The organism is Paenibacillus sp. FSL P2-0322, from assembly GCF_037975315.1.
Classification (GTDB): domain Bacteria; phylum Bacillota; class Bacilli; order Paenibacillales; family Paenibacillaceae; genus Paenibacillus; species Paenibacillus polymyxa_B.
Genome location: NZ_CP150243.1, coordinates 5,127,289 through 5,150,401 on the forward strand (window position 1 = coordinate 5,127,289; position 23,113 = coordinate 5,150,401).

At 46.9% G+C, this 23,113-nt stretch carries 22 protein-coding genes and 1 pseudogene; 7 read left to right on the forward strand and 16 right to left on the reverse strand.

Going from position 1 to position 23,113, the window contains the following annotated elements:
- Positions 1-149 precede the first annotated feature (149 nt).
- Positions 150-465 (reverse strand): annotated as a pseudogene (locus tag MKY24_RS22780) (transposase); the annotation flags it as partial.
- 290 nt (positions 466-755) lie between these two features.
- Entirely contained in the window at positions 756-1,223 is a 468-nt protein-coding gene (locus MKY24_RS22785; RefSeq protein ID WP_264454520.1) for an Lrp/AsnC family transcriptional regulator, read from the reverse strand.
- Positions 1,224-1,395: 172 nt separating this feature from the next.
- Between MKY24_RS22785 and MKY24_RS22790 the strand changes: the two genes are divergently transcribed.
- Both MKY24_RS22790 and MKY24_RS22795 read left to right on the forward strand, forming a co-directional pair.
- Complete coding sequence (locus tag MKY24_RS22790; protein WP_264454519.1) at positions 1,396-1,593, forward strand: hypothetical protein; 198 nt, start codon at positions 1,396-1,398, stop codon at positions 1,591-1,593.
- Complete coding sequence (locus tag MKY24_RS22795) at positions 1,590-3,110, forward strand: MFS transporter (protein WP_339200940.1); 1,521 nt, start codon at positions 1,590-1,592, stop codon at positions 3,108-3,110. Before MKY24_RS22790 ends, MKY24_RS22795 begins: the two co-directional genes overlap by 4 nt.
- A gap of 231 nt (positions 3,111-3,341) precedes the next feature.
- Here the strand turns inward: MKY24_RS22795 and MKY24_RS22800 are convergent, their stop codons facing one another.
- The gene (locus tag MKY24_RS22800; protein WP_209940463.1) at positions 3,342-3,872 is read right to left on the reverse strand and encodes a GNAT family protein; all 531 of its coding nucleotides are present in this window, start codon (positions 3,870-3,872) and stop codon (positions 3,342-3,344) included.
- A gap of 251 nt (positions 3,873-4,123) precedes the next feature.
- On the opposite strand from MKY24_RS22800, the gene MKY24_RS22805 reads away from it, so the two are divergent.
- Positions 4,124-5,095, forward strand: a complete 972-nt coding sequence (locus tag MKY24_RS22805) for a ring-cleaving dioxygenase (protein ID WP_028541795.1) — start codon at positions 4,124-4,126, stop codon at positions 5,093-5,095.
- 261 nt (positions 5,096-5,356) lie between these two features.
- Here MKY24_RS22805 and MKY24_RS22810 read toward each other — a convergent pair whose 3' ends face one another.
- From MKY24_RS22810 to MKY24_RS22840, 7 genes are all read right to left on the reverse strand, one after another.
- Positions 5,357-6,034: a hypothetical protein gene (locus tag MKY24_RS22810; protein WP_028541794.1), complete on the reverse strand. Its 678-nt coding sequence runs from the start codon at positions 6,032-6,034 to the stop codon at positions 5,357-5,359.
- A gap of 517 nt (positions 6,035-6,551) precedes the next feature.
- Positions 6,552-6,686: a hypothetical protein gene (locus MKY24_RS22815; RefSeq protein ID WP_256026502.1), complete on the reverse strand. Its 135-nt coding sequence runs from the start codon at positions 6,684-6,686 to the stop codon at positions 6,552-6,554.
- A 21-nt stretch (positions 6,687-6,707) separates the two neighbouring features.
- Complete coding sequence (locus MKY24_RS22820; RefSeq protein WP_339200941.1) at positions 6,708-7,049, reverse strand: hypothetical protein; 342 nt, start codon at positions 7,047-7,049, stop codon at positions 6,708-6,710.
- Positions 7,050-7,125: 76 nt separating this feature from the next.
- Complete coding sequence (locus MKY24_RS22825) at positions 7,126-8,823, reverse strand: M3 family oligoendopeptidase (RefSeq protein WP_339200943.1); 1,698 nt, start codon at positions 8,821-8,823, stop codon at positions 7,126-7,128.
- A 237-nt stretch (positions 8,824-9,060) separates the two neighbouring features.
- A complete protein-coding gene (pdxK, locus tag MKY24_RS22830) occupies positions 9,061-9,870 on the reverse strand; it encodes a pyridoxine/pyridoxal/pyridoxamine kinase (RefSeq protein WP_209940464.1) in 810 nt (269 codons plus the stop codon).
- A 197-nt stretch (positions 9,871-10,067) separates the two neighbouring features.
- Complete coding sequence (locus MKY24_RS22835; protein ID WP_023990369.1) at positions 10,068-11,474, reverse strand: hypothetical protein; 1,407 nt, start codon at positions 11,472-11,474, stop codon at positions 10,068-10,070.
- Between the two features lie 246 nt (positions 11,475-11,720).
- The gene (locus tag MKY24_RS22840) at positions 11,721-13,631 is read right to left on the reverse strand and encodes a bifunctional 2',3'-cyclic-nucleotide 2'-phosphodiesterase/3'-nucleotidase (protein WP_339200946.1); all 1,911 of its coding nucleotides are present in this window, start codon (positions 13,629-13,631) and stop codon (positions 11,721-11,723) included.
- Between the two features lie 252 nt (positions 13,632-13,883).
- Here MKY24_RS22840 and MKY24_RS22845 point away from each other — a divergent pair, with 252 nt between their 5' ends.
- From MKY24_RS22845 to phnE (MKY24_RS22860), 4 genes are all read left to right on the forward strand, one after another.
- Complete coding sequence (locus MKY24_RS22845; protein WP_025722520.1) at positions 13,884-14,852, forward strand: phosphate/phosphite/phosphonate ABC transporter substrate-binding protein; 969 nt, start codon at positions 13,884-13,886, stop codon at positions 14,850-14,852.
- 133 nt (positions 14,853-14,985) lie between these two features.
- On the forward strand, positions 14,986-15,756 hold the full coding sequence (gene phnC, locus MKY24_RS22850) for a phosphonate ABC transporter ATP-binding protein (RefSeq protein ID WP_023990372.1): 771 nt from the start codon (positions 14,986-14,988) through the stop codon (positions 15,754-15,756).
- Entirely contained in the window at positions 15,753-16,607 is an 855-nt protein-coding gene (phnE, locus tag MKY24_RS22855) for a phosphonate ABC transporter, permease protein PhnE (RefSeq protein ID WP_034095097.1), read from the forward strand. The genes phnC and phnE (MKY24_RS22855) overlap by 4 nt, the downstream gene beginning before the upstream one ends.
- Complete coding sequence (phnE, locus tag MKY24_RS22860) at positions 16,604-17,401, forward strand: phosphonate ABC transporter, permease protein PhnE (RefSeq protein WP_013312028.1); 798 nt, start codon at positions 16,604-16,606, stop codon at positions 17,399-17,401. The genes phnE (MKY24_RS22855) and phnE (MKY24_RS22860) overlap by 4 nt, the downstream gene beginning before the upstream one ends.
- 85 nt (positions 17,402-17,486) lie before the next feature.
- Here the strand turns inward: phnE (MKY24_RS22860) and MKY24_RS22865 are convergent, their stop codons facing one another.
- The 6 genes from MKY24_RS22865 to MKY24_RS22890 all read right to left on the reverse strand — a co-directional run bounded on the left by MKY24_RS22865 (position 17,487) and on the right by MKY24_RS22890 (position 23,067).
- On the reverse strand, positions 17,487-18,617 hold the full coding sequence (locus MKY24_RS22865) for an aminotransferase class V-fold PLP-dependent enzyme (RefSeq protein ID WP_209940466.1): 1,131 nt from the start codon (positions 18,615-18,617) through the stop codon (positions 17,487-17,489).
- Between the two features lie 162 nt (positions 18,618-18,779).
- Positions 18,780-19,655, reverse strand: coding sequence for a sulfate ABC transporter permease subunit CysW (cysW, locus tag MKY24_RS22870; protein WP_013312030.1), 876 nt, complete (start codon positions 19,653-19,655; stop codon positions 18,780-18,782).
- A 92-nt stretch (positions 19,656-19,747) separates the two neighbouring features.
- The gene (gene cysT, locus MKY24_RS22875; protein ID WP_013312031.1) at positions 19,748-20,581 is read right to left on the reverse strand and encodes a sulfate ABC transporter permease subunit CysT; all 834 of its coding nucleotides are present in this window, start codon (positions 20,579-20,581) and stop codon (positions 19,748-19,750) included.
- Positions 20,582-20,659: 78 nt separating this feature from the next.
- Complete coding sequence (locus tag MKY24_RS22880; protein WP_339202395.1) at positions 20,660-21,724, reverse strand: sulfate ABC transporter substrate-binding protein; 1,065 nt, start codon at positions 21,722-21,724, stop codon at positions 20,660-20,662.
- Positions 21,725-22,078: 354 nt separating this feature from the next.
- A complete protein-coding gene (locus tag MKY24_RS22885; RefSeq protein WP_053326131.1) occupies positions 22,079-22,762 on the reverse strand; it encodes a hypothetical protein in 684 nt (227 codons plus the stop codon).
- A 116-nt stretch (positions 22,763-22,878) separates the two neighbouring features.
- Positions 22,879-23,067, reverse strand: a complete 189-nt coding sequence (locus tag MKY24_RS22890) for a hypothetical protein (RefSeq protein WP_254349014.1) — start codon at positions 23,065-23,067, stop codon at positions 22,879-22,881.
- Positions 23,068-23,113: the final 46 nt, after the last annotated feature.

Genomic DNA, 23,113 nt, shown 5'->3' on the forward strand with positions numbered 1-23,113 from the left:
AAGATGACTCCTGATCAATTCGAGGCCACCGAAAAACCAGCCTTTCGTGAAAAAAACAAGAACACGAATCAAAAAGACGACGGTTTATTCTGAATTCACAGAATGAACCGTCGTCTTTTCTCTTGCTCTCCGCCTCATGTGGCCCTTGCTTACTCCATCAGTTTCAATATTCGTTTTAAATTGACAGTGAATATCGCCATAGCCCCCTGGATTTCCATACCTATCAGACCCGAGGAGGACGCTACATCGTACCCGTGTCTGTGCTTCAGTTCACTATTCTTCGCCTCAATTTTGTATCGTTCTTTGGCCTTGGCTTTAAAGCTTTCGCTTTCTTGAAACGTAACTTCTTCAAATGCTCATGGCTTTTTATACTTTTTTGCCTTCACGCGCTCTGCGGATCGCCAGATGTCCAGCTTTGCATACGTACATTCCCGCATCTTTGTTAAACTCGAACTCGTCTTGTCGTGACAATAGGTTTCGTTCAGTTCCTCATAAATAAAGCTAAAGTCCACCAATTCGTCCATTCTTCCGTAACAGATGGTCTTTGGGAATCAACAGATTGTATAGTTCAATATATGGACTTAGGACCATGCTTTGCTGTTTCGGAAGCACCGGAACCACCCGCCTTTATTTGGATATTTTAATTATACCGAAAAAGCGAGACAGTAACCTCTGTTATGGAGGAACTGTCTCGCTTTAGAGTTTAGGACTTTTTCAGTGGCCTCGGGATATCCGGGGTTGTCTTTTTTTCATCCTTAATCTTTTTCTGAATGAGCAGCTCCACTTGCTTCTTCCAGAGAATGAATGAGAAGTCTATGATCGATCGGTGACGACATGACAAGCAGGCTCGTGTAGGTTCCATACTTATCGCACTGGTTGCTAAACTCTTCGAGGGTGCGCGTCGAGCTGGTCACTACTTTTAATAAATAACTGTGTTCTCCGCTTATACGATGGCACTCGGCAACATGTGGAGATGTATGAACAAAATCAAGAAATGCATGGCAATCTCTAGTCCGAAACAATATATAGGCTGCCGTATCCTTTCCTATTTTTTCAGGAGAGATGATAGTGCGATACCCCTTGATAACCCCTTTTTCTTCCATTCTTTTAACTCGTTCTGTTACAGCAGGTTGGGATAAACCCACGCATTTCCCTAGCTCTGTCATTGAAATTCTCGCCTGACTTTGAAGATAAAAGAGGATTTGTTTGTCTACATGATCCACTTTGAATTCCCTCCTTTAAATTTAACGTTTTTATGAGAAATTCATTTAATTACTTTGTATAATCATCATAATGGATTGATTGCGTTATGTAAAATGAATGATTTAGATTATATAATAAAACTCATATCGATAAGGTGAACCAAACATGAAAAGATAGAGAGGATGGCTGCCCTTGAGCAAATACGTTTTTAATAAGGTAGGAACAGTAGCAGATTTAGAAGTACATATTGAAGAGGCTATTGATCGTACAATTGTCGAAAAAAGGCTGGTTGGTGCTGGTATACGAGTTACGCTTAATGAGGCGCAATATTATAGTTACGCTGCCGGATGTCCAGACCGTGAACAAAAGTCTGGGGGGACCTCTCAGTGAGCCTCTCCCTCTCCCGCAAAAATATAATTGCATTGGTTGCTATATGTTTGTCCGCATTGATGTTCGGCCTCGAAATTTCCAGTGTGCCAGTGATACTGCCAACTCTGGAGAAAGTATTGCATGGCGATCTTAAGGATATGCAATGGATTATGAACGCTTATACCATTGCATGTGCCACAGTTCTGATGGCTGTTGGAACGCTGGCTGACCGGTATGGAAGGAGGCGTATTTTTATTATCAGCCTCGTCTTGTTCGGTGTTACATCCTTGATTTGTGGCTTGGCGCAAAGCACATCGGTTCTGATCATCAGTCGGTTTCTTCAAGGGGTGGGTGCTGGTGCGATGCAGATTTGCCAGATAGCAATTCTTTCACATCGGTTTCAGGAAGGACAAGAACGCAGCAAAGCCTTTGGCATATGGGGGATCGTGTTCGGTATCGGCCTCGGTTTTGGACCTATCATCGGCGGCATAATCGTGGCCGTGTTGAACTGGCATTGGGTTTTCCTGGTCCACGTTCCGTTGACCATCCTCACTTTGATTCTTGTTTTTGGTGGCATAGAAGAGTCCAGAGATCCGCAGGTGAAAAAGCTGGACATTATCGGCATCGTCACGCTTTCATTGACAGTTTTTGGCCTTGCATACTTTATCACGCAAGGGCCGGAACTCGGCTTTACCAGCAGAGCATCCATCAGCATCCTTGTTGCAGTAGCAATAAGTTTTATGATTTTTCTATTTGCGGAAAAGCTCAGCGCCCATCCGATGTTTGACTTTTCAGTATTCAAGATACGTAATTTCTCCGGCGCTCTCCTTGGCTCCATCGGCATGAACTTCAGTTTCTGGCCGTTCATGATCTATCTGCCGATCTATTTCCAGAGTGGCCTGGGTTACGGCATCGTAGCCGCCGGGCTGTCTCTCTTGGCTTATGCGCTGCCCACCTTGGTAATTCCACCTCTGGCAGAGCGTTTTTCGCTCCGCTACCAGCCGCGCATAGTCATTCCATCAGGTCTGTTCATCCTCGGTATGGGCTTCATTTTGATGAAATATGGCAGCGGCAGCGATCACGCCAGTTGGTTGACCATGCTCCCTGGCTCCTTGTTGGCTGGTATTGGGCTTGGCTTAACGAACACGCCTGTGACCAACACGACCACCGGCTCTGTTCCAAGTGCCCGTGCAGGCATGGCTTCCGGTATAGATATGAGTGCTAGATTGATCAGTCTAGCCATCAATATCGCTGTGATGGGATTCATCTTGCAGGCAGGTATTTTGTCTTATTTGAAGAGTGCCCTTTCCGGGACTCTCAGTGCAGTGCAATTGCGGTCTGTAGCCGAAAAAGTAGCCGCCGGAAATACTGTATCTCTCAGGCAGAGTTTGCCAGAACTCTCCTCTCTGGATGCGTCTGGAGCCGTCGTCCATGCGGCGCTTATGCACGGCTTTGGCTTGATAATGCTCTACGGCGGTATTGGTGTCTGGGTTCTAGCCGCGATCAGTTTTATGATTTTTGGACCTAAGAGAGCATAAAGACAATCCTGGGGATATCGAGGTACTGAAAAAGTCCCCATTGTAGAGAGTAAGAGAATATCCAAAGAAAAACGAGCCTCTAGAATCGCTTCTAAGGCTCGTTTCGCGTTCAGGGAGACATATTTGTACCCCTAAAATCTTTGTATTTTCGGAAATCAACAGTTTTTCAGTGGCCTCGATCAATTCAGAGGTCATCTTTTTATGCTTAGAAAGGTATCTTTGTATGAACAACTACAGTTTCCACTCTTCCCGTAAAAGCCCCATTCGGATCGAGTCATAATACTCTCCATTATAATATCTGCACTTTCGAAGCCTGGCTTCGAGGGTCATGCCCAGCTTCTCCCCCACCTTCATCATCCGATGGTTTCCTGACCAGGTTGTAAAACCTACTCTTACTAGAGGCAACGTATTAAACAAATGCGTGATCCATAGTCGGAGTGCCCTCGTACCGTAACCACCGCTCCAATACTGCGAATCAAAGATACCTATCCCCATTTCAAGCCATTGAGAAGGCTGATGCTCCCAGTAGTAGCTTACTGACCCAATGACCTTGCCTTCCACTTCAATGATCCAAAAGTCATCTTGTCCGATTCGCTTTTCCTTCTCTTTTAAATAATCATCAAAAGAAAGTGGCTTATGTTCATAATAAGGTGCATCCCATTGCTTCCATTCCGGTGCTTCTTCCTTAAAAGTTAACGTCCAAAGGGCGTGTAGGTCTTCTTCTGTAACAGGCCTAATCGTCAAATCCTTATCCGTATACATGGAGCACACTCCTTTTATAATAAAAATCATTCTAGCTACATTGGGCTATTTTTGGGCTTTATTGTATCTGCTTTTGCATTATTTTGAAATTCTATTTTTGTCAGTCTTCCAAGAAAGATCGTAATTCAAGTTGACAAACAATCAAAAATAATATATCTTAATATCAAGATAATAAATATAAAGAAAAGTTTTACGACTGGTTATTTTGTTTTAAAAAAACTAATCATATATAAACCAAGGAGGGCAATAATATGAAACTGTTAGGATTGCATCACGTATCGGCGATTACAGCGGCGGCGGCTAAAAATGTTGATTTTTATACTCAGGTAATGGGACTTCGGTTGATCAAGAAAACGGTGAACCAAGATGATGTTAGTGTGTATCACCTTTTTTACGGAGATGAGCGTGGAACTGCGGGTACAGAAGTCACTTTCTTTGAAATTCCACATGCGGGACAAACTCGTACAGGAAATAACAGCATTTCAGCACTCTCCTTACGGGTACCGAACGACAAGGCACTGGATTACTGGAAAAACCGCTTCGAGCAGCTGGATGTAAAGCATGGTGAAATTACGGATCAAGCAGGACGCTTGGCGCTTTCGTTTGAGGATTTTGAAGGACAACGCTTCTTCCTCGTTTCAGATGAACATGATCACGGAGTGCGCGGCGGCACGCCTTGGGAGAAAAGCCCTGTCCCTGCCGAGTACGGCATTGTAGGACTTGGGCCGGTTCATCTGACCATTCCTAAAGCGGAGAATACCATTCTCATTCTTGAACAGGTTATGGGCTTCCGCAAAAAAGGCTCTTACCCTTCCCCCGTTGCTGGACAACCAGATGTGGTCATCTATGAAACGGGTGAAGGCGGTACGGGAACTGAAGTTCATCTGGAAGAGCGCAACGATCTGCCACAAGAACGACCAGGACGTGGCAGTGTGCATCACGTAGCCTTCCGTGTTGAAACTGAGGAAGAGCTCAAACAGTGGGTAGACCGTATTGGGCAGCTGCAAATTTCCAACTCAGGCTTTGTAGATCGCTTTTACTTCCGTTCATTGTATTTCCGTGAGCCGAACGGCATTCTGTTTGAATTGGCAACCGATGGGCCCGGCTTTGATACGGATGAAGAACTGGAGTTTCTGGGTGAATCGCTGGCGTTACCACCATTTTTGGAATCACGCCGTGCCTCTATTGAAGCCAATCTCAAACCGCTTAACACCAAACAATAATTGAAGTTTAAAGATACGATCAGGTATGGTCAATTCGCCCCATAAATATTTTTATCTCATGTTATTTATCTCATGAATTGTGACCGTTTATTGTGCATAGAACGACCAGAATGACAGAGCAGATCGAACACATTCTACCATCTCCCGGATCTCCTGGACTATCTGGCCTCAAATTTCAAAATGAGCCGATAAATGAAACAAAGAAAGCTTCAGACCGATGAAGGCCTGAAGCTTTCTTTGTTTATCGCGCTTTACTTAACATCAAGCACCATACACTTTAGCTGTAACGAAGTTTACTGCTTGGCTAGCAGGGTCACCAGCCCAAAATGCATCAAAATAAACCCCTCTGCCATTATCCGCATAAACAATGCTTGCACCTTTAACTAAAAATATCCCTACAACAATACCTCCAATCCAGCCTGGTAGACCCAAAGACGAAAGAATACCGGTAAGAGTTGATCCGGATATTGCACCAATTCCCCCAGCGTAAAGGGCTTTTGATTTGATATCATTTATTAATTGATGAGAAAAATAGATACGGTATCCCCACCAAAGTAATTCATAATCCCAATAAGAGGAAGTATTAATCGAGGCTGTAGAGAATTTATTAGTAGGTACTACTTTTAAACTGTTATTATCCGTTGTAGTAACTGTTACATCACCTGAGATATTTTTCGCTTGATTATTTGCTGAATCTAAAGCTTTATTAACGAGTCCAAGTTCATCTTCAGTTAAATTTTTTGAAGCCTCTTCACTTAAAGTGAATGTTTGTGACTGTAGTTTTATGTAGGGATTTGCTTTGTTAATCAATTCTTGGCTGAGTTCAGAGGTTGATTCTCTCTGTACTGCATTTGGCGTTGTTGCTGCCATTGCTGCTGTACTGCCGATAACAAGCATTAACATAACTGATGCCATCAAAGTCGATACAAATTTCTTCATTTTACCACTTTCCTCCTAATAATACGATATAATTGTAATAAAAATATATAGAGTACCATATATAAGCTATTTTGGGTACATATTTTTAGAAGGAGTTGTCAATTTTGAAAAACTTTTCAAAAATCTTATTCATTGGATTTTTCACTGGAATCTTGACTATATTTATACTTACTGGAAAAGTAGAACTAAATGGTTTACTAGTTTGCTTTTTAAGCGCAGGAATAGTAGCAGTAGGATATCTGGCTATATTTTTAATAAAGAAAAGGCGTAAATGATTTAACACGGGATTGGAGACCTCGAGTGTTCCAGCTCGCTTGGACTGATTTATATAATTACATCACCTAATACAGTGCTATCACATTACCTAGATGGCATATGTATAAAATCCAGCATTTTTTGCATATGTCTAGCCTTCCGTGGAACAATGCAAAAAAGCAGAGATTTGGCCATCCAGCTGATCTCTGCTTTTCTCCCGATTCCTTTGATTTTCGCCTATGCCCATTTCCGAAAAAACTCCTTATTCTGGCTTACCCTTCGGTGGAACATGGCCGTTCACTTCATCCAAAAGCTTCAGCACGTTGCCCCAATTTCTCGGCAACCGGTTTTTTACCTGTTCTGCCGGCATTTCTTCGTCGCCAAAATGACTCCCCACGGATAAACTTTCCCTTCTGCATCAATTCATGGTTAATTTAGAACAACCCAAAAAATCGTTTGTGCTTGCCGTGCAGCTCCAGCCGCGAAACAGCCCCGCAATTTCCGTGAGTTGCTGATCTGCACGTTCTTGAGCTTGGCGCACTTCCTCCAGCACACCATTTACCTGGTCACCAACCCCGGAATACGCCCACTGCTCCACAACAGCATTTATGGCGCTCTGATACTCAATGCCACGATTCAGGAAGTCCAGCAGCGCACAAAAGGCTACTTTGTCGTGATTTACAAAGGCTCGATGCTCTTTTTCATCCTTAGCAAACGCATAGCCAGCTTCTTCAAGAGTTCTCGCATACTTATTGACCATTTACACAAAGAGGCATTCCGCTATCTGTAAGCTTTTCAGCTTTGACAGGTAAGCGAAATGCCCTTTTTAATTATGCTTACAGCTTTTTATCATCCACACTGTTCAGCCATGCTTCGATTTCTCCGATTACAGAGGCGATACAGCCATCTTGGAAGGGCGAGATTAGTCCAGCCAACTCAACCAATCCGGTAAAAGAGCGACTTCCCCCGGCACGGCATAGCTTCAAATAATCTTCCCACGCAGCTGTCCGGTCGATACTCATGCGTTTCCAGAATTGGAACGCGCACAGTTGCGCGAGTGTATAGTCAATATAGTAGAACGGGGATTGAAAAATATGACCCTGTTTGTGCCAAAACCCGCCCTGCTCCAGATACTCGTTGCCTTCATAATCCAGATGCGGTTTATACTTACGTTCAATGGAGCGCCATGCGCTTTTACGTTCGGCTGGGGTCCAGTCTGGATGTTCGTATACGGCATGCTGGAATTCGTCCACGGCTACGCCGTAAGGCACGAACAGCAACGATGAAGATAGATGTTCAAAGTGATATTTGTCCGTATCTTCTTCGAAGAACAGATTCATCCAAGGCCATGCGAAAAACTCCATGCTCATAGAGTGGATCTCAGCCGCCTCCATAGTTGGCCAATGGTACTCAGGAATTTCAAAATGTCGGCTTTCATAGACCTGGAAGGCATGACCTGCTTCATGCGTCAATACGTCGATATCCCCGGATGTACCATTGAAATTGGAGAAAATAAACGGCGTGCCATATTCGCTCAAAAATGTACAATAGCCTCCGCTTTGCTTGCCTTTTTTGCTGATCAAATCCATCAATCCACGTTCAATCATAAAGCTGAAAAATTCATGTGTTTCCGCTGAAAGTTCCTCATACATACGTGCTCCATTGCGAATGATCCACTCCGGGTCACCTTTAGGCGTAGGATTGCCTGACAGGAAGTTGAAGCCCTCGTCATAATAGCGAAGCTGATCTACTCCGATCCGTTCGCGCTGGCGTTCCTTCAGCTTGGTTGCCAGAGGAACGATGTGCTTCAGCACCTGCTCGCGGAAATTGGCTACCATTTTGGCATTGTAATCTGTACGTCCCAAGCGAGCATAGCCCAATTCTACGAAGTTGTCATAGCCCAGCTTGTGTGCCATGCGCGTGCGCACCTTCACCAGTTCATCATAAATCCGGTCCAGCTCGTCCTCATGCTCACTCATAAATTGATATTTAGCCTCGGAGGCCTGTTTGCGCGTCTCCCGGTTGGTAGCCATTTCAAAAGGCAGGAGCTGCGACAATGTGCGTTCTTCTCCCTCGAACGGGATCTTCGCTGAAGCAATCAATTGAGCATATTCCGAGGTCAGCTTATTTTCCTGCTGCAAATCCTCAATAATATCCGGATGGAACGACTTGAGTGCTACCTCGGCAATACTGAAAAGCTGGCTGCCCCATTGACTCTCCAAATCGGTTCGGAATGGAGAATCCACCAATGCCCGGTAGTAATCGGTTACATACTCCTGAATAACCGGCATGAAATCATCAGCGTACTCTTGCTCCGCTTTGTAAAAGGCGTCCTCCGTATTAATGGAGTGCCGAACTTCCACCAATTGCAATTGCGTTTCCACGTTACTGCGCAGCTTGTTAATCGCATGAATCACTTCATTTTGACGTTCTACGCTGTCCGCTTCACGAAACTGCTGCAACAGCGTTTTAAACCGCTGTTCAATTTCAGGTTGCTCTGGTCGGCTGTAAGCCATTTGGCTGAATAATGTCATTGCTTCGGTTCCTCCTTAAATATAATAAATCTGATGCCTATTATACAGTACGCTTAGACCAAACTGGAAGATATAATTCCAATAAAATACAACCTCAAGAGCCGCAATACCATGTATTGCGGCTCTTGAGCCTCATCTAATTCTATATATCAAAAAAGTCATGGTCTAAAACAATCTAATATATATTCAGCCTGATGGAGATTTATAAGTCTTTCTAAGATCGCAGACCTTTATGCTTTATTGATTTTGCAAACGATGTGCCGCATGCAAAGTCGGACCGACGAATTCATTCAGCTTGAAGCTACCTTCAATGGCCTGTGTAATGAATCTCTTGGCCTGATCCACTGCTTCACGTACAGTCAGCCCTTGAGCCAAACCAGCCGTTACCGCTGCCGAAGTGGTGCAGCCTGCACCGTGGGTAAAGTTTGTTTTTACAACATCGGCTTCAAACCAGTCAAAAGTGATTCCGTCATATAGCAGATCCATCGCTTTACCTGCGCGAATTTTGCCACGGTCCTTGATCAGTACATGCTTAGCTCCACGCTCATGGATAATCGCAGCCGCTTCCTGCATCTGCTCCAGTGTCGTGATCGGTCCATTCTTCGCCAGTTGCGAAGCCTCGAACAAGTTCGGTGTTACCAGGTCAGCGCCAGGAATCAACAATTCCAGCATCGCCTCTGTATTTTCCGGCTGGAGCACTTCATCCGTGCCTTTGCAGACCATGACCGGGTCAATTACGATCCGCTTCAGATCATGCTTTTTCAAATGGCTGGCTACCAGCTCGATAATTTCAACGGAACCAAGCATACCTGTTTTCATCGCATCAAAACCGATACCTTCCAATACAGTACGCAGCTGCGCTTCTACCACATCCAACTCAACAGGATATACAAGATGATCCCAGGTTTTAGGACCCATCGCTACTACGGTTGTCAATACGGTCATGCCATATACGCCAAGCTCCTGAAAGGTTTTCAGGTCTGCCTGAATACCCGCTCCACCGCTTGTGTCGGAGCCGGCTATCGTTAATGTTTTGGGAATCGTCATTTGTACATGCTCTCCTTCACTTTCTGTGCTGCATTTATCCTAATCCCGCTCGCGAAACTTGTCAACGCGCAAAACGGTCCTCTCTATGCTAAAAGTCACAGGCGACGACAGTAGCTAAAAAACGAGAACATCCCCTTTTGAAACAGGAACATCCTCGCAATAACGTGTTATATGAAGAATTCGAATGAAATTTAGAATTATAAATACCCACCGGTACTATGATCATAGGCATGATTCTTTTCATTTGCACGTACGCCTAAGCACAGACTCTGATACAACTGCTGCTGTTCCAGTGTAGCAAAATTCCGATGCTGCTCAAATAAAGCCATACAACCAATGATATGTTCTGTATAGCTATTATCGACAGACAGTTGCAAGCAATGCAGTGTTTGTCCCACTCCCTCGGGGTAATCGCCTTTTCGGAAATAGTATTCCGCATACACCTTACAAAAGGATGCAAAGCGAAATGCGTTAAAGTGCTTGCGATAATGAGTGTCCCATCGTTCCGGTGCAAGCTGCCAAAAGCTTTTGAGTTGCTGACTAAATAGTCCCAGTTCGGCATCCACGAAATAACCAAACCGGTTCGCTGATTCGAGCAAGGTGTTCAAGCCCTCCAGTGTCTCATCCGGATGCTCACGCAGGTAAGTAATATAATCATAGATTGCAGAAGTGTTGCCCATTTTAATTTCAATACAAAGTCGGTTGCCCTGTGCATATACACGATGTAGGTTGACCACTTTCCAGCCTTCCTCGTCTAAACCCTCAAACCAGCTCAAATCTGCATAACCTTCAATCCATTGCTTGGATTCCTCATATCTACCCTGAAACTCATAGCAACTGGCCTTGAGCAGATGCCCCTGAGCATAGTAATAAACGAGCGGCTTAAGCAGCTCCAGGTGCTCATCTCCAAAACGGTTCCGATTGCGATACAATGCCTGCGCCAGCTCTCTTAGCTCGTCCGCATACATTTCCATCTCGGACCATTGCATTTTTAAAGCAAACACTTGAGATAGCATATGTAAGCCTTCCAGTGCGTAAATTTCCGGTAGACGACTACGGTACAAATGGAATTGTACAGCAGCCTTCAAGTTCCGTTGGTTATCCTTAATCTGAATCTGGAATATACGGAAATAGCTGATCGCCAATCGTTCAGAGTGGGTATACTTTTCACTCTCAATGACACAATCATACAGAAGCATGGAAGCTTCATGTCTGCCATCCTCAAACATCGCTTCTGCGGTCTCAAAAATAGCAGGAACGTTCGATAAATCGTCCATCAAATAGCCAAGTACACTGCGTATACACTCCAGCTTGTTCAACTCTGAGCAACGCAGGAGAAACGGACGCAACCTTCTCCAGTGTGGTAAGGAATGAATAAAACATTCATCAACATACATCTCGAACAAAGATCCTTCTTCCAATCCCATGGCCTCGGTAATCAAATCCAGCTGATTGACTGAGATCGGCCGTGGTGGGTTCCGGTTAAGTATACCGCTAAGTGTACCCGGATTTACCTTGGAAGCATCTGCAAAACATTGCATTGAAATGCCTTCACTTTGAATATACTTTTCTATTTCTGCGCGGATCGTGGTGTTTTTTTCCAAAGGGACACCCCCTCAAACGAATGATGGTGACTTTTTCATTACCTTTTAAACCAAAATTTGTTTAATCAAAGTATATGTCTATTTATACGAGAGGTCAATAACTTTAAATACGACTCAGGACATATAAAATCACGAATTTTGTACGATTTTAAAACTGTTTTATGAAAAAAGACCGTCCTCTGTGGGACAGTCTTTTTCTATTATTTTGATGCTGTGGACTTATAGGACAAAAACAAGTTAGCAGTTTTACCGTGAACGTCCGAAATCGAGGGCAAACTTAGCGTATCCCTCTACCGTTAACCCTTCATAAAGCAACTCCGAATAGGCATTAGCGGCATCCGTTGCTTGCGGTGAGGTCAGGAAGGTCACATGCGGACGCCCTGACCATGGGGCGAGGGACCAATGGCCATCAGCTTTTGGCGTCAACGTCTTCATATGCCGCACGTATTCAGTCAGCACATGACGGTTCTCATCCGGTGAAGCAAGTATGATTCGCTCTCCACCCGGATTGACCAGCGCAGAGGAAAACGCGCGATAGTTATTCGTAACAACCAGATAATTTCGCTGCATATCCATCGGTTCGTCATCAAAAGACATCTGAATGATTCTGTGTGCATCTGGGTCCTTTAGGCCCCCGTCAGCATCATATCTGGCTGGCTGTGTTACATCAATCTGATACCTGATGCCGTCGATGATATCGAAATTAAAGCTTGGAAAATCAGAATTAATCAGCTCTTGCTCTTGTTCTGCTGAAGGATCAATTTGCCGGAATTGTCCAGCAGACCACTCCAGCCATTCCCGGATTTCCGTTCCGCTCAGCCGAACGACATGCAACGTATTCGGAAAATTGTACAGATCGGCGATATGCTTGATCGCCAACGTCCCCGCAGGAATATGGGTATAGTACGATGGGCCATATCTGCCACCTGTTTTAAAAGGAGCTGCTGCCGACAGAACGGGCAATCCTTCGTGCTCGCTCCCTTGCATCTGCTGCTTCACATACCACATTTGCGCATCATTCACCAGCTGAACCGAAGCATCATCCATCACCTGAGCAAAAAAGCTGTTCACCGCCACCGTCGTCTGACCTACAGGTGCACGAATATACTCCAGTGTTCCGGCGTGCTCTTCTGCTACCGCCAGCTGAATGGCAGTATTCGGTTGTACCAGCGCCTCCTTGCGTATCGGATCATACACCGGGCGTACCTCGGCAGCAGATGCAGCCACTTGCCACTTCTCTCCACTAAAGGTCAGCTCCAGATCAATGATACCCAGATGATCCCCCCAAAAGCCCGACTCCACTGCTGGGATATCGTGGATGGTACCTCGCTCTACATCAACACCTGTTTTCCCCATAAACGATGGTCCGGGAAATACTTTATGTGCATGACCAAACACAATGGCATCGATCCCTTCCACCGTGCTCAGATGCAGCACTGCATTTTCCATATCAAGCGTTTCGGGAATATCCTCAAAGCCTGCATGGGGCATAGCAATGATGAGATCGGCTCCCGCCGCCTTCATTTGTGGAATAAACCGTCTTGCCGTTTCCAGCATATCTTTGACGATGATTTTCCCCTCCAGCCACGCCTTGTCCCATTGCATAATTTGCGGAGGGACAAAGCCGATGACTCCCACCTTCAACAGATGCTTACCACCTGCTTCATCCTCTACCGTCTTATCCAGCAATAGATAAGGTGTAAAGTAATTTCGTTCTTGTTCTCCCGCTATATAAATGTTGGCATTCACATAAGGAAATTGCGCTCCTCGAAGGCAAGTCTGCAAGTATTCCAGTCCGTAATTAAATTCATGATTCCCGATATTGCCTGCCTCATATCCAAGCAGATTCATAGCTTTATAGGCGGGATGCACCGCGCTTGGGTCCTGTTGGATTCGCTGTACAGCATAATCTCCCATTGGATTCCCCTGAATCACATCTCCGTTATCCAGCAGCAGGTGATTGGGTACCTCCGCCTGGGCTATTTGAATCAAGCTGGCTGTTTGCGCCAGACCGTAATGCAGCGTCTCCTGATCCGTATAATAATCGTAATTCCACAAGCTGACATGCAAATCGGTTGTAACCATAATGCGGAATTTCACTCTCACAAGGCTTACACTGTCCTGGTCTGCCTTTTCGTTAATATCCAAAATATCCAATCTTGTTCTCTCCCTCAGCTTCGGTCATAGAGCTTGAACAAGTCTAACAGAGCACTGTTAAGAGAATGTTAAAACAAGCATTTTGCATAAATCCAGAAAATGGTTTTAATTATACGATAAATTTTACATCATTTTTACCAAAGTCAGGAGTGGTTTTTACCCTAGCTGCGGGACTAGCTGTTAAGATTTGGTTTGTCACAGCATTTACAGGTTTTTTATTATCGTTATCACTATGTTTAGGGGGAAATTATTTTGTTCAAAAAAGCACTGACCTTGTGCATGACCTTCACACTGGCAGCGGGTCTAGCCGCTTGTGGCTCCAATGCAAGCAATAACAACAGCGCGTCCACTCCGGGTACAGATGGCTCTAAAAACGAAAGCACAGCCTATGTTCCTAAGGAGTTAAAGGTACAGTTCGTTCCTTCTCAAAATGCAGATACGCTCGAAGCCAAAGCCAAACCGCTCGAAAATCTACTGGGTGACAAGCTTGGAATCCCGGTGAAAGTAACTGTATCTCCTGACTACAATACGATTGTGGAAGCCATGTCTTCCAAACAGGTAGATGTAGGATTCCTTCCGCCGAATGCTTATGTACTGGCCCACGATAACCGTAAAGCAGCCGACTTGCTGTTGCAAGCTCAACGCTACGGCATTGAAGATGCTACAGGCAAGGACACGACTGAAAAAGTAAACTTTTATAAAGCAATGATCGTGGTGAAAAAGGATTCTCCGATTCAAAGTCTAGCTGATCTGAAAGGCAAGAAGGTTGGCTGGCAAAATGTAACCTCCTCCGCAGGCTACGTGTACCCTGCAGCAGAGCTAAAAAAAGCTGGCGTGGACCCGGATACGGATGTGCAGGGTGTGACAATCAAAGGCCACGATGCTGCTATTCTGGCGTTGCTGAACGGTCAAGTTGATGCGGTAGCTGTTTTCCAGGATGCACGTAACACGGTGAAGAAGGAAATCCCGGATGTATTTGAAAAAACTCGCGTCATTCATTACACAGCTAAAATTCCAAATGACACCGTCAGCGTACGTTCTGATATGGATCAAGCGTGGAGAGACAAGATCAGCCAAGCCTTTATTGACATCGCCAAAGATCCTGCAGGCGGCGAAATCATTAAAGAGATTTACACCCATGTAGGTTATGAAAAGGGCGACGATAAAAACTTCGACTCCGTGCGTGAATACGCCGAAGCCGTTGGCCAAGCGGTTAAGTAATCGGAGCAAACAAGGTACTGTAATGAAGTAACAGCTACGAAACAGGCTTTACGAATGACAGGGCAGCACCGTCCATGTATTCATGGCGGTGTTGTTTTCATTCCACCCCATCGGGGGAGAAAGTTGGGAGCATATGATCGAATTCCGTAACGTATCGAAAACATACCCGAACGGCACCAAAGGGTTGAACAATATTAATTTGACGATTCAGGAGGGAGAAATGGTCGTCATTGTCGGCTTATCCGGTGCAGGTAAGTCTACCCTGCTGCGTTCTATTAACCGACTGCATGACATTACGTCCGGCGACATTGTCGTGGGTGGCAGGTCCGTCACGTCTGCTGGAAGCAGCGAGCTGCGGCGCATTCGCCGTGATATCGGCATGATCTTTCAAAGTTTCAATCTGGTTAAGCGTTCGACGGTGCTCCGCAATGTACTTTCCGGCCGCGTCGGCTATCATTCAACGCTGCGAACCATTCTCGGCCTCTTTCCGAAGGAAGATATCGAACTGGCACTAACAGCGCTGGAGCGCGTGAACATCCGCGAAAAGGCCTACAGCCGGGCAGATGAGCTGTCTGGTGGCCAACAGCAGCGCGTATCCATCGCCCGTGCTCTGGCGCAGGAGGCTAAAATCATTCTGGCGGACGAGCCTGTCGCATCGCTGGATCCGCTGACCACCCGCCAGGTCATGGATGACCTTCAGCGGATCAACCGTGAAATGCAGATTACGACCATCGTCAATCTGCATTTCATTGATCTCGCGCGCGAATATGCAACGCGGATCATCGGATTGCGCGCCGGGGAAGTGGTCTTTGACGGCACACCGGAGGAGGCTACGGATGAGGCCTTTGCGGAGATCTACGGCCGGGCCATCAAGCATGATGAGCTGCTGGGAGTGGGATCATGAAGCCCGACTCTACTGCCCAGCCGCTCTCTTCGACGCAACCGTCACCGCATGCTGGACCGCCGCAGCCTGGCAAGACGCCCGCAGGGCCACCTTTGCCAGGACGTTACAAGCGTTATGCCACCTGGATGATTTTTATCGTGGTGCTGGTAGCCTGCTCCATTCATACGGATGCCACACCGTACCAGTTGATCGTCGGCTTGCCGGAGATGGGCAAATTGTTGGGGGAAATGTTTCCACCCGACTGGAGCTACTTGCCTACCATCTGGAAACCGATGCTGGAAACGATCCAGATCGCCATTGTTGGCACGACACTGGGAGCCATATTGGCGATCCCTGTCGCGTTGCTGTGTGCCTATAATGTGATGCCGCGCAAGCTGATTTCGCTCCCGATGCGCACGATCCTGAATCTAGTACGGACGATTCCCGATTTGCTGTTTGCCTCGATCTTTGTGGCGGTGTTCGGCATCGGGCCGTTTGCAGGGATGCTCGCCCTGCTCTTCTTCTCCTTTGGCATCATAGCCAAGCTGACCTTTGAGGCGATTGAAGCCATTGATCCCGGGCCGCTGGAAGCCATGACCGCTGTTGGCGCGAGCCGCATTCAAGTCATCGCCTTTGGTGTGGTTCCGCAGGCTCTTCCTTATTTTGTGTCGTACTTGCTGTATACCTTTGAGGTTAATGTACGCGCAGCTTCCGTTCTGGGCCTGGTCGGGGCTGGCGGTATCGGTCTGTTGCTTGACCGTTCTCTGGGGCTGTTCCGATATGATCGGGCAAGCATCATTATTCTACTGACCCTCGTCATCGTCCTTGCGATTGATTACGGCAGTAACCTGCTACGGAGGAAATTATTATGAATGATCCTACGCTTCGCAGACCTATTGGCTCCCGCCTGCGCCTATGGGCGATAGCTATTCTGCTAATCATCATTTATATTTGGGCTTTTCGCGGGATGCAGTTTGAAGGATTACAGGGGACGGCTAAAAGTGTCTCTGTCGCTATATTGGACGGCTTCCTTCATCCCGACTGGTCGTTCGTCTACATCCCTGAAGGAGAGGATTTGCTGCGCGGGTTGCTGGATACGCTGGTCATTTCAGTGCTCGGAACCTTCGTATCCGCATTTGTCTGCCTTCCGTTCGCCTTTTGGGCGTCCAGCAATATGACCCGTCTGCGTCCCTTATCGGGTAGCGGGAAATTTGTGCTTAGTGTCATCCGGGTATTTCCCGAAATGATCGTCGCGATCTTGTTTATCAAAGCCGTAGGGCCCGGCTCGTTTGCGGGTGTTCTCGCCCTTGGCATTCACTCCATCGGCATGCTGGCGAAGCTTTTCTCGGAAACGATCGAAAGCGTCGATCACGGGCCCCAGGAAGCTTTGATCGCGTGCGGCGCCAATCGTTGGCAGGTGATCTTCTTTGCCGTGCTACCACAGGTGATTCCACAGTTTCTTTCGTATTCGCTTTACCGTTTTGAAATTAATATCCGTTCCGCTACCACGCTCGGTCTGGTCGGTGCAGGTGGTATCGGTACTCCGCTACTATTTGCACTCCAAATGCGCAACTGGAACCGTGTAGGCGTTATTTTGCTCGGCATTGTGGTTCTGATCATTTTGACGGATCTGATTTCCGGCTGGCTGCGCAAACGGATCGTATAATTAGAACTCTAAAAGCCCAAAAAGCCTCTCCTGTGTAAAAAGGGACATGTCATGCTCCCATTCACTCGGAAGAGGCTTTTGTCGTTCAACATCTCCCTGCCAATTCATCTATGACCCGTCGGACTTCCTCAGCCGTATTGTAAAAATGAGGAGCCACACGGATAACATCCTTTCGTGCTGAAACGATCATATTTTGGCTTCTCAAATTCCTCTCCATAGCCGACACGTCGGCTACTTCAACAGCGAGCAGGCTTGGTAATGTGCCTCCCCTGTAAGGTACACGTATGTGTAGCCCTTTGCGCCGTCCATATTCAACGGAAAAATCCAACAACTCACTCATATAGGCCTGAATATTCGTGACTCCGATCTCTAGCAGCAGCTTTAAAGCCGCATTGGCGGCAAAAATGCTAATAAAAGAAGGCAATCCCGTCTCAAAGCGTCGGGCTCCCGCCGCCGGAACCGGGTGAGCAATATCAAACCGGGAAGCGAGCTCCTGCCCAAGCCAGCCTGTAAGACGGGGCTTGAAGCGGTCTATTCGATCCTTGCTTACATAAAGAAAAGCCACGCCCGGAATTCCCAGCATATATTTGCGTGCTCCCGCGACCAAAATATCTACGCCCATTGCCTTAACATCCACCGGAATGATTCCTGCAGACTGATAAGCATCCACAAACAGAAACGCCTGATTTCGGTGAGCTATATCTGCAATGGATTTTAAATCCTGCTGAAATCCGTTGGTATAGTTCACATGGGACACCATAACGAGCGCAGTTTTCTCCGTAACATGCTCCTCATACTGCTCTATCATCACTTCTCCCTCGATGGAGGGGATACAGCAGATGTGATCACGGAACATCTCCTGTGCGTGCCAGATGTGTCCCACCGTCGGAAAGTCGGTGTCCGCATACACAATGCCTTCTTTACCTGGTACATAAGGAAGGGCTGTAGCTACCCCAGCAATCGCCTCAGAGGCTGAGGACAGGACCGCAATTTCGTCAGGCTCCGCCCCGATGAGCTTGGCAAAATGCCCTCTCGCCTCCTCCAAACGTGCCATAGACAGATCGCCGTTATGACCGTGTTGCAGCAAACTTCGATGATATTCCTCAATGGCAGCGGAAACCGGCCTCGATACGGCCCCCTGGGAACAGCTCCCTACATGGATATGTGAGGACAGCACTGGAAACAGCTGACGGTAGGACTGAAACGGATGTTTCATTTTTCCCTTCGCTCCTCCTGGGCACACCAACGTGCCTTGATATGATCATTTTATTATCCATATAAGCCACCTTAGAACAAGGGCCTCTCTTCCCATCTTCTCGCCGTTAACAGACGATAGACGCAAAGAGAGGCCCTGAGAGATCATATACAAAATCATAAATTAATGCACGCGTTTGCGTCCAAACCAGCTTTTAAGCACCAAGGTTGCCAGAGCAAGTAACAATAACAACGAAGCCACCGCAAAAGATGCCGAGAACTGATATTCGTTATACAAAATTTCCACATGCAGCGGCAGTGTATTCGTCTCTCCCCGGATATGTCCAGAGACGACGGACACTGCACCGAACTCACCCATGGCTCGCGCATTACACAAAATGATGCCATACAGCAGACCCCACTTGATGTTCGGCAGCGTCACTTTCCAGAAAATGCGCCAGCCGCGCGCGCCCAGCATGACCGCCGCTTCTTCCTCCTGCTGTCCCTGATCTTCCATCATTGGAATGAGTTCTCGCGCCACAAATGGAAAGGTGATGAACAGCGTCGCTAAAATAATACCAGGCAAAGCAAATATAATTTTAATATCATGCTCGTCCAACCACGGTCCAAGCCAGCCCTGTGCGCCGAACACTAATACATACATCAGCCCTCCGACGACAGGAGAGATGGCAAAGGGTAAATCAATCAAGGTGACTAGCAAACCTTTGCCGCGAAATTGAAATTTCGTGATCAGCCAAGCGGCAGCTACACCAAATACTGTATTCAGCGGTACCGTTATCGCTGCCACCAGCAGCGTCAACCGCAATGCAGACATGGCATCTGGGTCCCGTAACGCTTCGACGTAGACGCCCCATCCTTGCTTGAGCGCTTCGGTAAGCACGACGATTAGCGGCAATACCAGTACCCAGAGCAAAGCTAAAAAAGCAGCACCAATTAGCGTCCACTTCACCCAAGCGGCCTCGGTCGTGACTCTGTTGGGCGGTGCAGATGAAGGCACTGGTGCAGAAGCAAGCTCCTGCCCAGTTATCGCTTGTGACATGGTGTATCCCTCCTTAGAACGTGGGTATCATGCGCAGCCCTGCATGTTAACGTTAGATAGTTACATTAGACAGTTGAGTTTGGGCAGTTACGTTAAACTGCACGGCGCCGTGACCAGCGCTGAATGCTGTTAATCACGAGTAACAGCACGAATGAAATTACCAACAGCATCAACGCTACTGCCGTAGCTCCTGCATAGTCATTTTGCTCCAGCTTGGACATTATGAGCAGTGGAGCAATTTCCGTCTTCATCGGCATATTGCCAGAGATGAAGACGACAGAGCCGTACTCGCCAATGCCACGAGCAAAGGCGAGCGCAAAACCCGTCAGCAGCGGTGGCACCAGCTCCGGCACAATAACGCTGCAGAAGATACGCCATCTGCCAGCTCCCAGCGTAGCAGCGACCTCCTCCTCGTCCTTGTCCAGCTCCTCCAGCACCGGCTGAACTGTCCGTACGACGAACGGAATACCAATAAACATCAATGCTAGCGTAATCCCCGTCTGTGAGTACGCCATCCTCCATCCAAGCGGTTCGAACAACGAACCGATCCAGCCATTCTGCGCATACAGAGCAGTCAAAGCAACCCCTGCTACCGCAGTAGGCAAAGCAAAGGGCAGATCAATCACCGCATCAAAAATTCGTTTCCCCGGAAACTCATAACGCACCAGCACCCAGGCTATCAATAAACCGAGAAACAGGTCGATCAGCGCCGCAGCCGCGGCACACAAAAAGCTTACCTTGTAGGAAGCCAGCACCCTGACATCAGTCGCCACGTCCCAAAATTTCTCCCACGTCAGTCCAGTTGAATTCAGAAGCAGTGCCGATAAAGGCACCAGCACCACCAGACTGAGATACAGCACACTATAACCCATTGTTAACCCGAACCCGGGAAGTACACGTTTTCGAGTGGCTTGCACTTGACTCATGTTCTGTCCATCCCTCTCTGAATCCATTCACTATGACACTTGCGGCTACCGACCCAATCCCTACACAGTCCACCTATTTTATGAACTGCCGGGTACATAAATCTGGTCAAAAATGCCCTTGTCGCTGAAATGCTTCTGCTGCGTCTCCTTCCATGTCCCGAATACATCCTTCAAGGTCACGAGCTCCAATTTAGGAAATTGATCCCTGAACTTTGCCGTCACGCTCTCCAGTGTTGGGCGATAATAATTTTCGGCAGCAATGGTCTGCCCTTCTTCACTGTACAAATATTTCAGGTATGCGTCCGCCACCTCGCGTGTACCTTTTTTATCTACCACCTTATCAACTACCGCTACCGGTGGTTCCGCCAAAATACTGATCGACGGATACACGATATCGAATTTGTCCGCACCCAGCTCCTTCACCGAGAGCAGTGCTTCATTTTCCCAAGCGATCAGTACATCGCCAATTCCACGCTCTACGAAAGTCGTTGTCGCTCCACGTGCTCCGCTATCCAGTACCGGCACATGCTTATACAGCTCCTGTACAAACTGCTGGGCCTTGGCTTCATCGTTATTGTTCTTCTTGAGCGCATAGGCCCAGGCTGCAAGATAGTTCCAACGTGCTCCACCCGAAGTTTTAGGATTCGGTGTAATAACTTGCACATCGCCACGGATTAAATCGTCCCAGTCCTTAATCCCTTTCGGGTTCCCTTTGCGTACCAGTAACACGATGGTTGAAGTGTACGGGGCGCTGTTATGCTCATATTTACTTTGCCACCCCTCTTTAACGAGTCCTTTTTCCTGTAGCGCATCAATATCATAACCCAGGGCCAGAGTTACCACGTCCGCGTCCAGTCCGTCCTGCACAGAACGACTTTGCTTGCCAGATCCTCCGTGAGATTGCTTGATCGTAACCTTCTGCCCTTTCTCCTTCTCCCAATGGGCGGCAAATGCTTTATTATATGCCTCATACAGCTCACGGGTCGGATCATAAGAAACATTGAGTAACTCCACGTCCTTGGAACCGGCAGCAGAGCTACCATCCGCCTGCGTCCCTCCCTTGCTTGCCCCGCAAGCGCTTAGCATAATCGTTAAAACCAAAGATAGTCCGAGAATAAGTCCACTTTTCCATTGCCTCTTCATCAAGACACCCCGAATTCTATGTAATTTGTATTCATTTACGCCTGTTATTGACAGACATAATCAAAAAAAGAGCGGAGAATTCCCTGATGCAGCCCTGATAGGTCAAACCTGTCACGTGGACAGTGTCTGCCTGCTGTTCCTAGAGGTTCTCCGCCAAAATGGCGAGATCATACATTAATTCTTTAATTCCTACCTGTTTAATGAGTTATATGGATATAATACGAGAGTTTAGGAGTGATGTCAAACCTTTTTTTGGTATGTATCATCTGGACTTTTCTTTCTTTAGGGGGGGGCAGTCAGAAACATTATATATGTTTCCGACCGTTTAGAGGTCATTTACACACGAAGTACGACTTAGTTGGCAACCGTTTCAAGATTAATCGAAAAGACTCCAAAAAGCTTCGGATTGTCCGTAGCTCTTCTCAACCACAGTTCACCCGATCCCACCATGACTCCCTGATAATTAACAAACAAATCATCTGTCTTTTGATTCACCAGCGCCTCGCGAATTGCGTCCGTAAAAATCTGATCATACTTGGCCATAAAATCTTTCTTATTCGGAATCGTTAGCGACTTTTCACTATCATTAACACGCAGAGGGTACAAAATATAATTGGCCACTTTTTCCTTGTCATTGTCGGCAACTGCCTTCTGCAGCGCTTTGAACGTGTTCAAAAACGCTTTAGGATCTTGAATACCTGCTACCTCAAATGGATTTTGCGATGGATTGGAGGTTGCCGGAGAAGAAGATGTATCCGATGAAGCAGATGGAGCCGAAGGAGTTGATTTTTGTGCATCAGTACCGCTGTTTTCTGCACTCTTGCTCTCTTTCGCTGTTTTGTCACTTTGGGCTGAACCGCTACGACTACCACCGGCTCCGTTCTCGATCACGCTTGTACTGCTTCCAGTATCAATGGTTTCAGCATTCTTATCCTGACCACAGCCAGTAAGCGCTACAAAGGTAAGTGTAAGTAAAATGGCTGTGAGTGACAGCCTCCGTGACATCTTTTGATTACCGAATTCATGGTTTTTGGGCACAACGGGTCATCCTTTCTGCTTTCTGCTCTGACCTATTCTGTTCATTAAGTCTTCAACCGTTCTATTGTAACATAAGTAGACTAATGACCGCATGTCGTGCCCTTTCTGGAAGGAGCTTACAGTGTAATATATGCGAAGGTTTTAACGTTTCCTTGCGATCCATCGTCCGTACTTACTTTCAAAATCATCTCTTTCAAGGAGTCATTTGCAGCTTCATCCTGTCCCTCTGGCTTTACAAACACCAGATCGTGGCGTTCTCCCGGCTGCAACGTTCGGCTGGAAAACCCGCTCGTTGACCCTTGCAAGTCTAATCCATTCGCACTATTGAGCTTGTATTGTACGGGTTGCTTA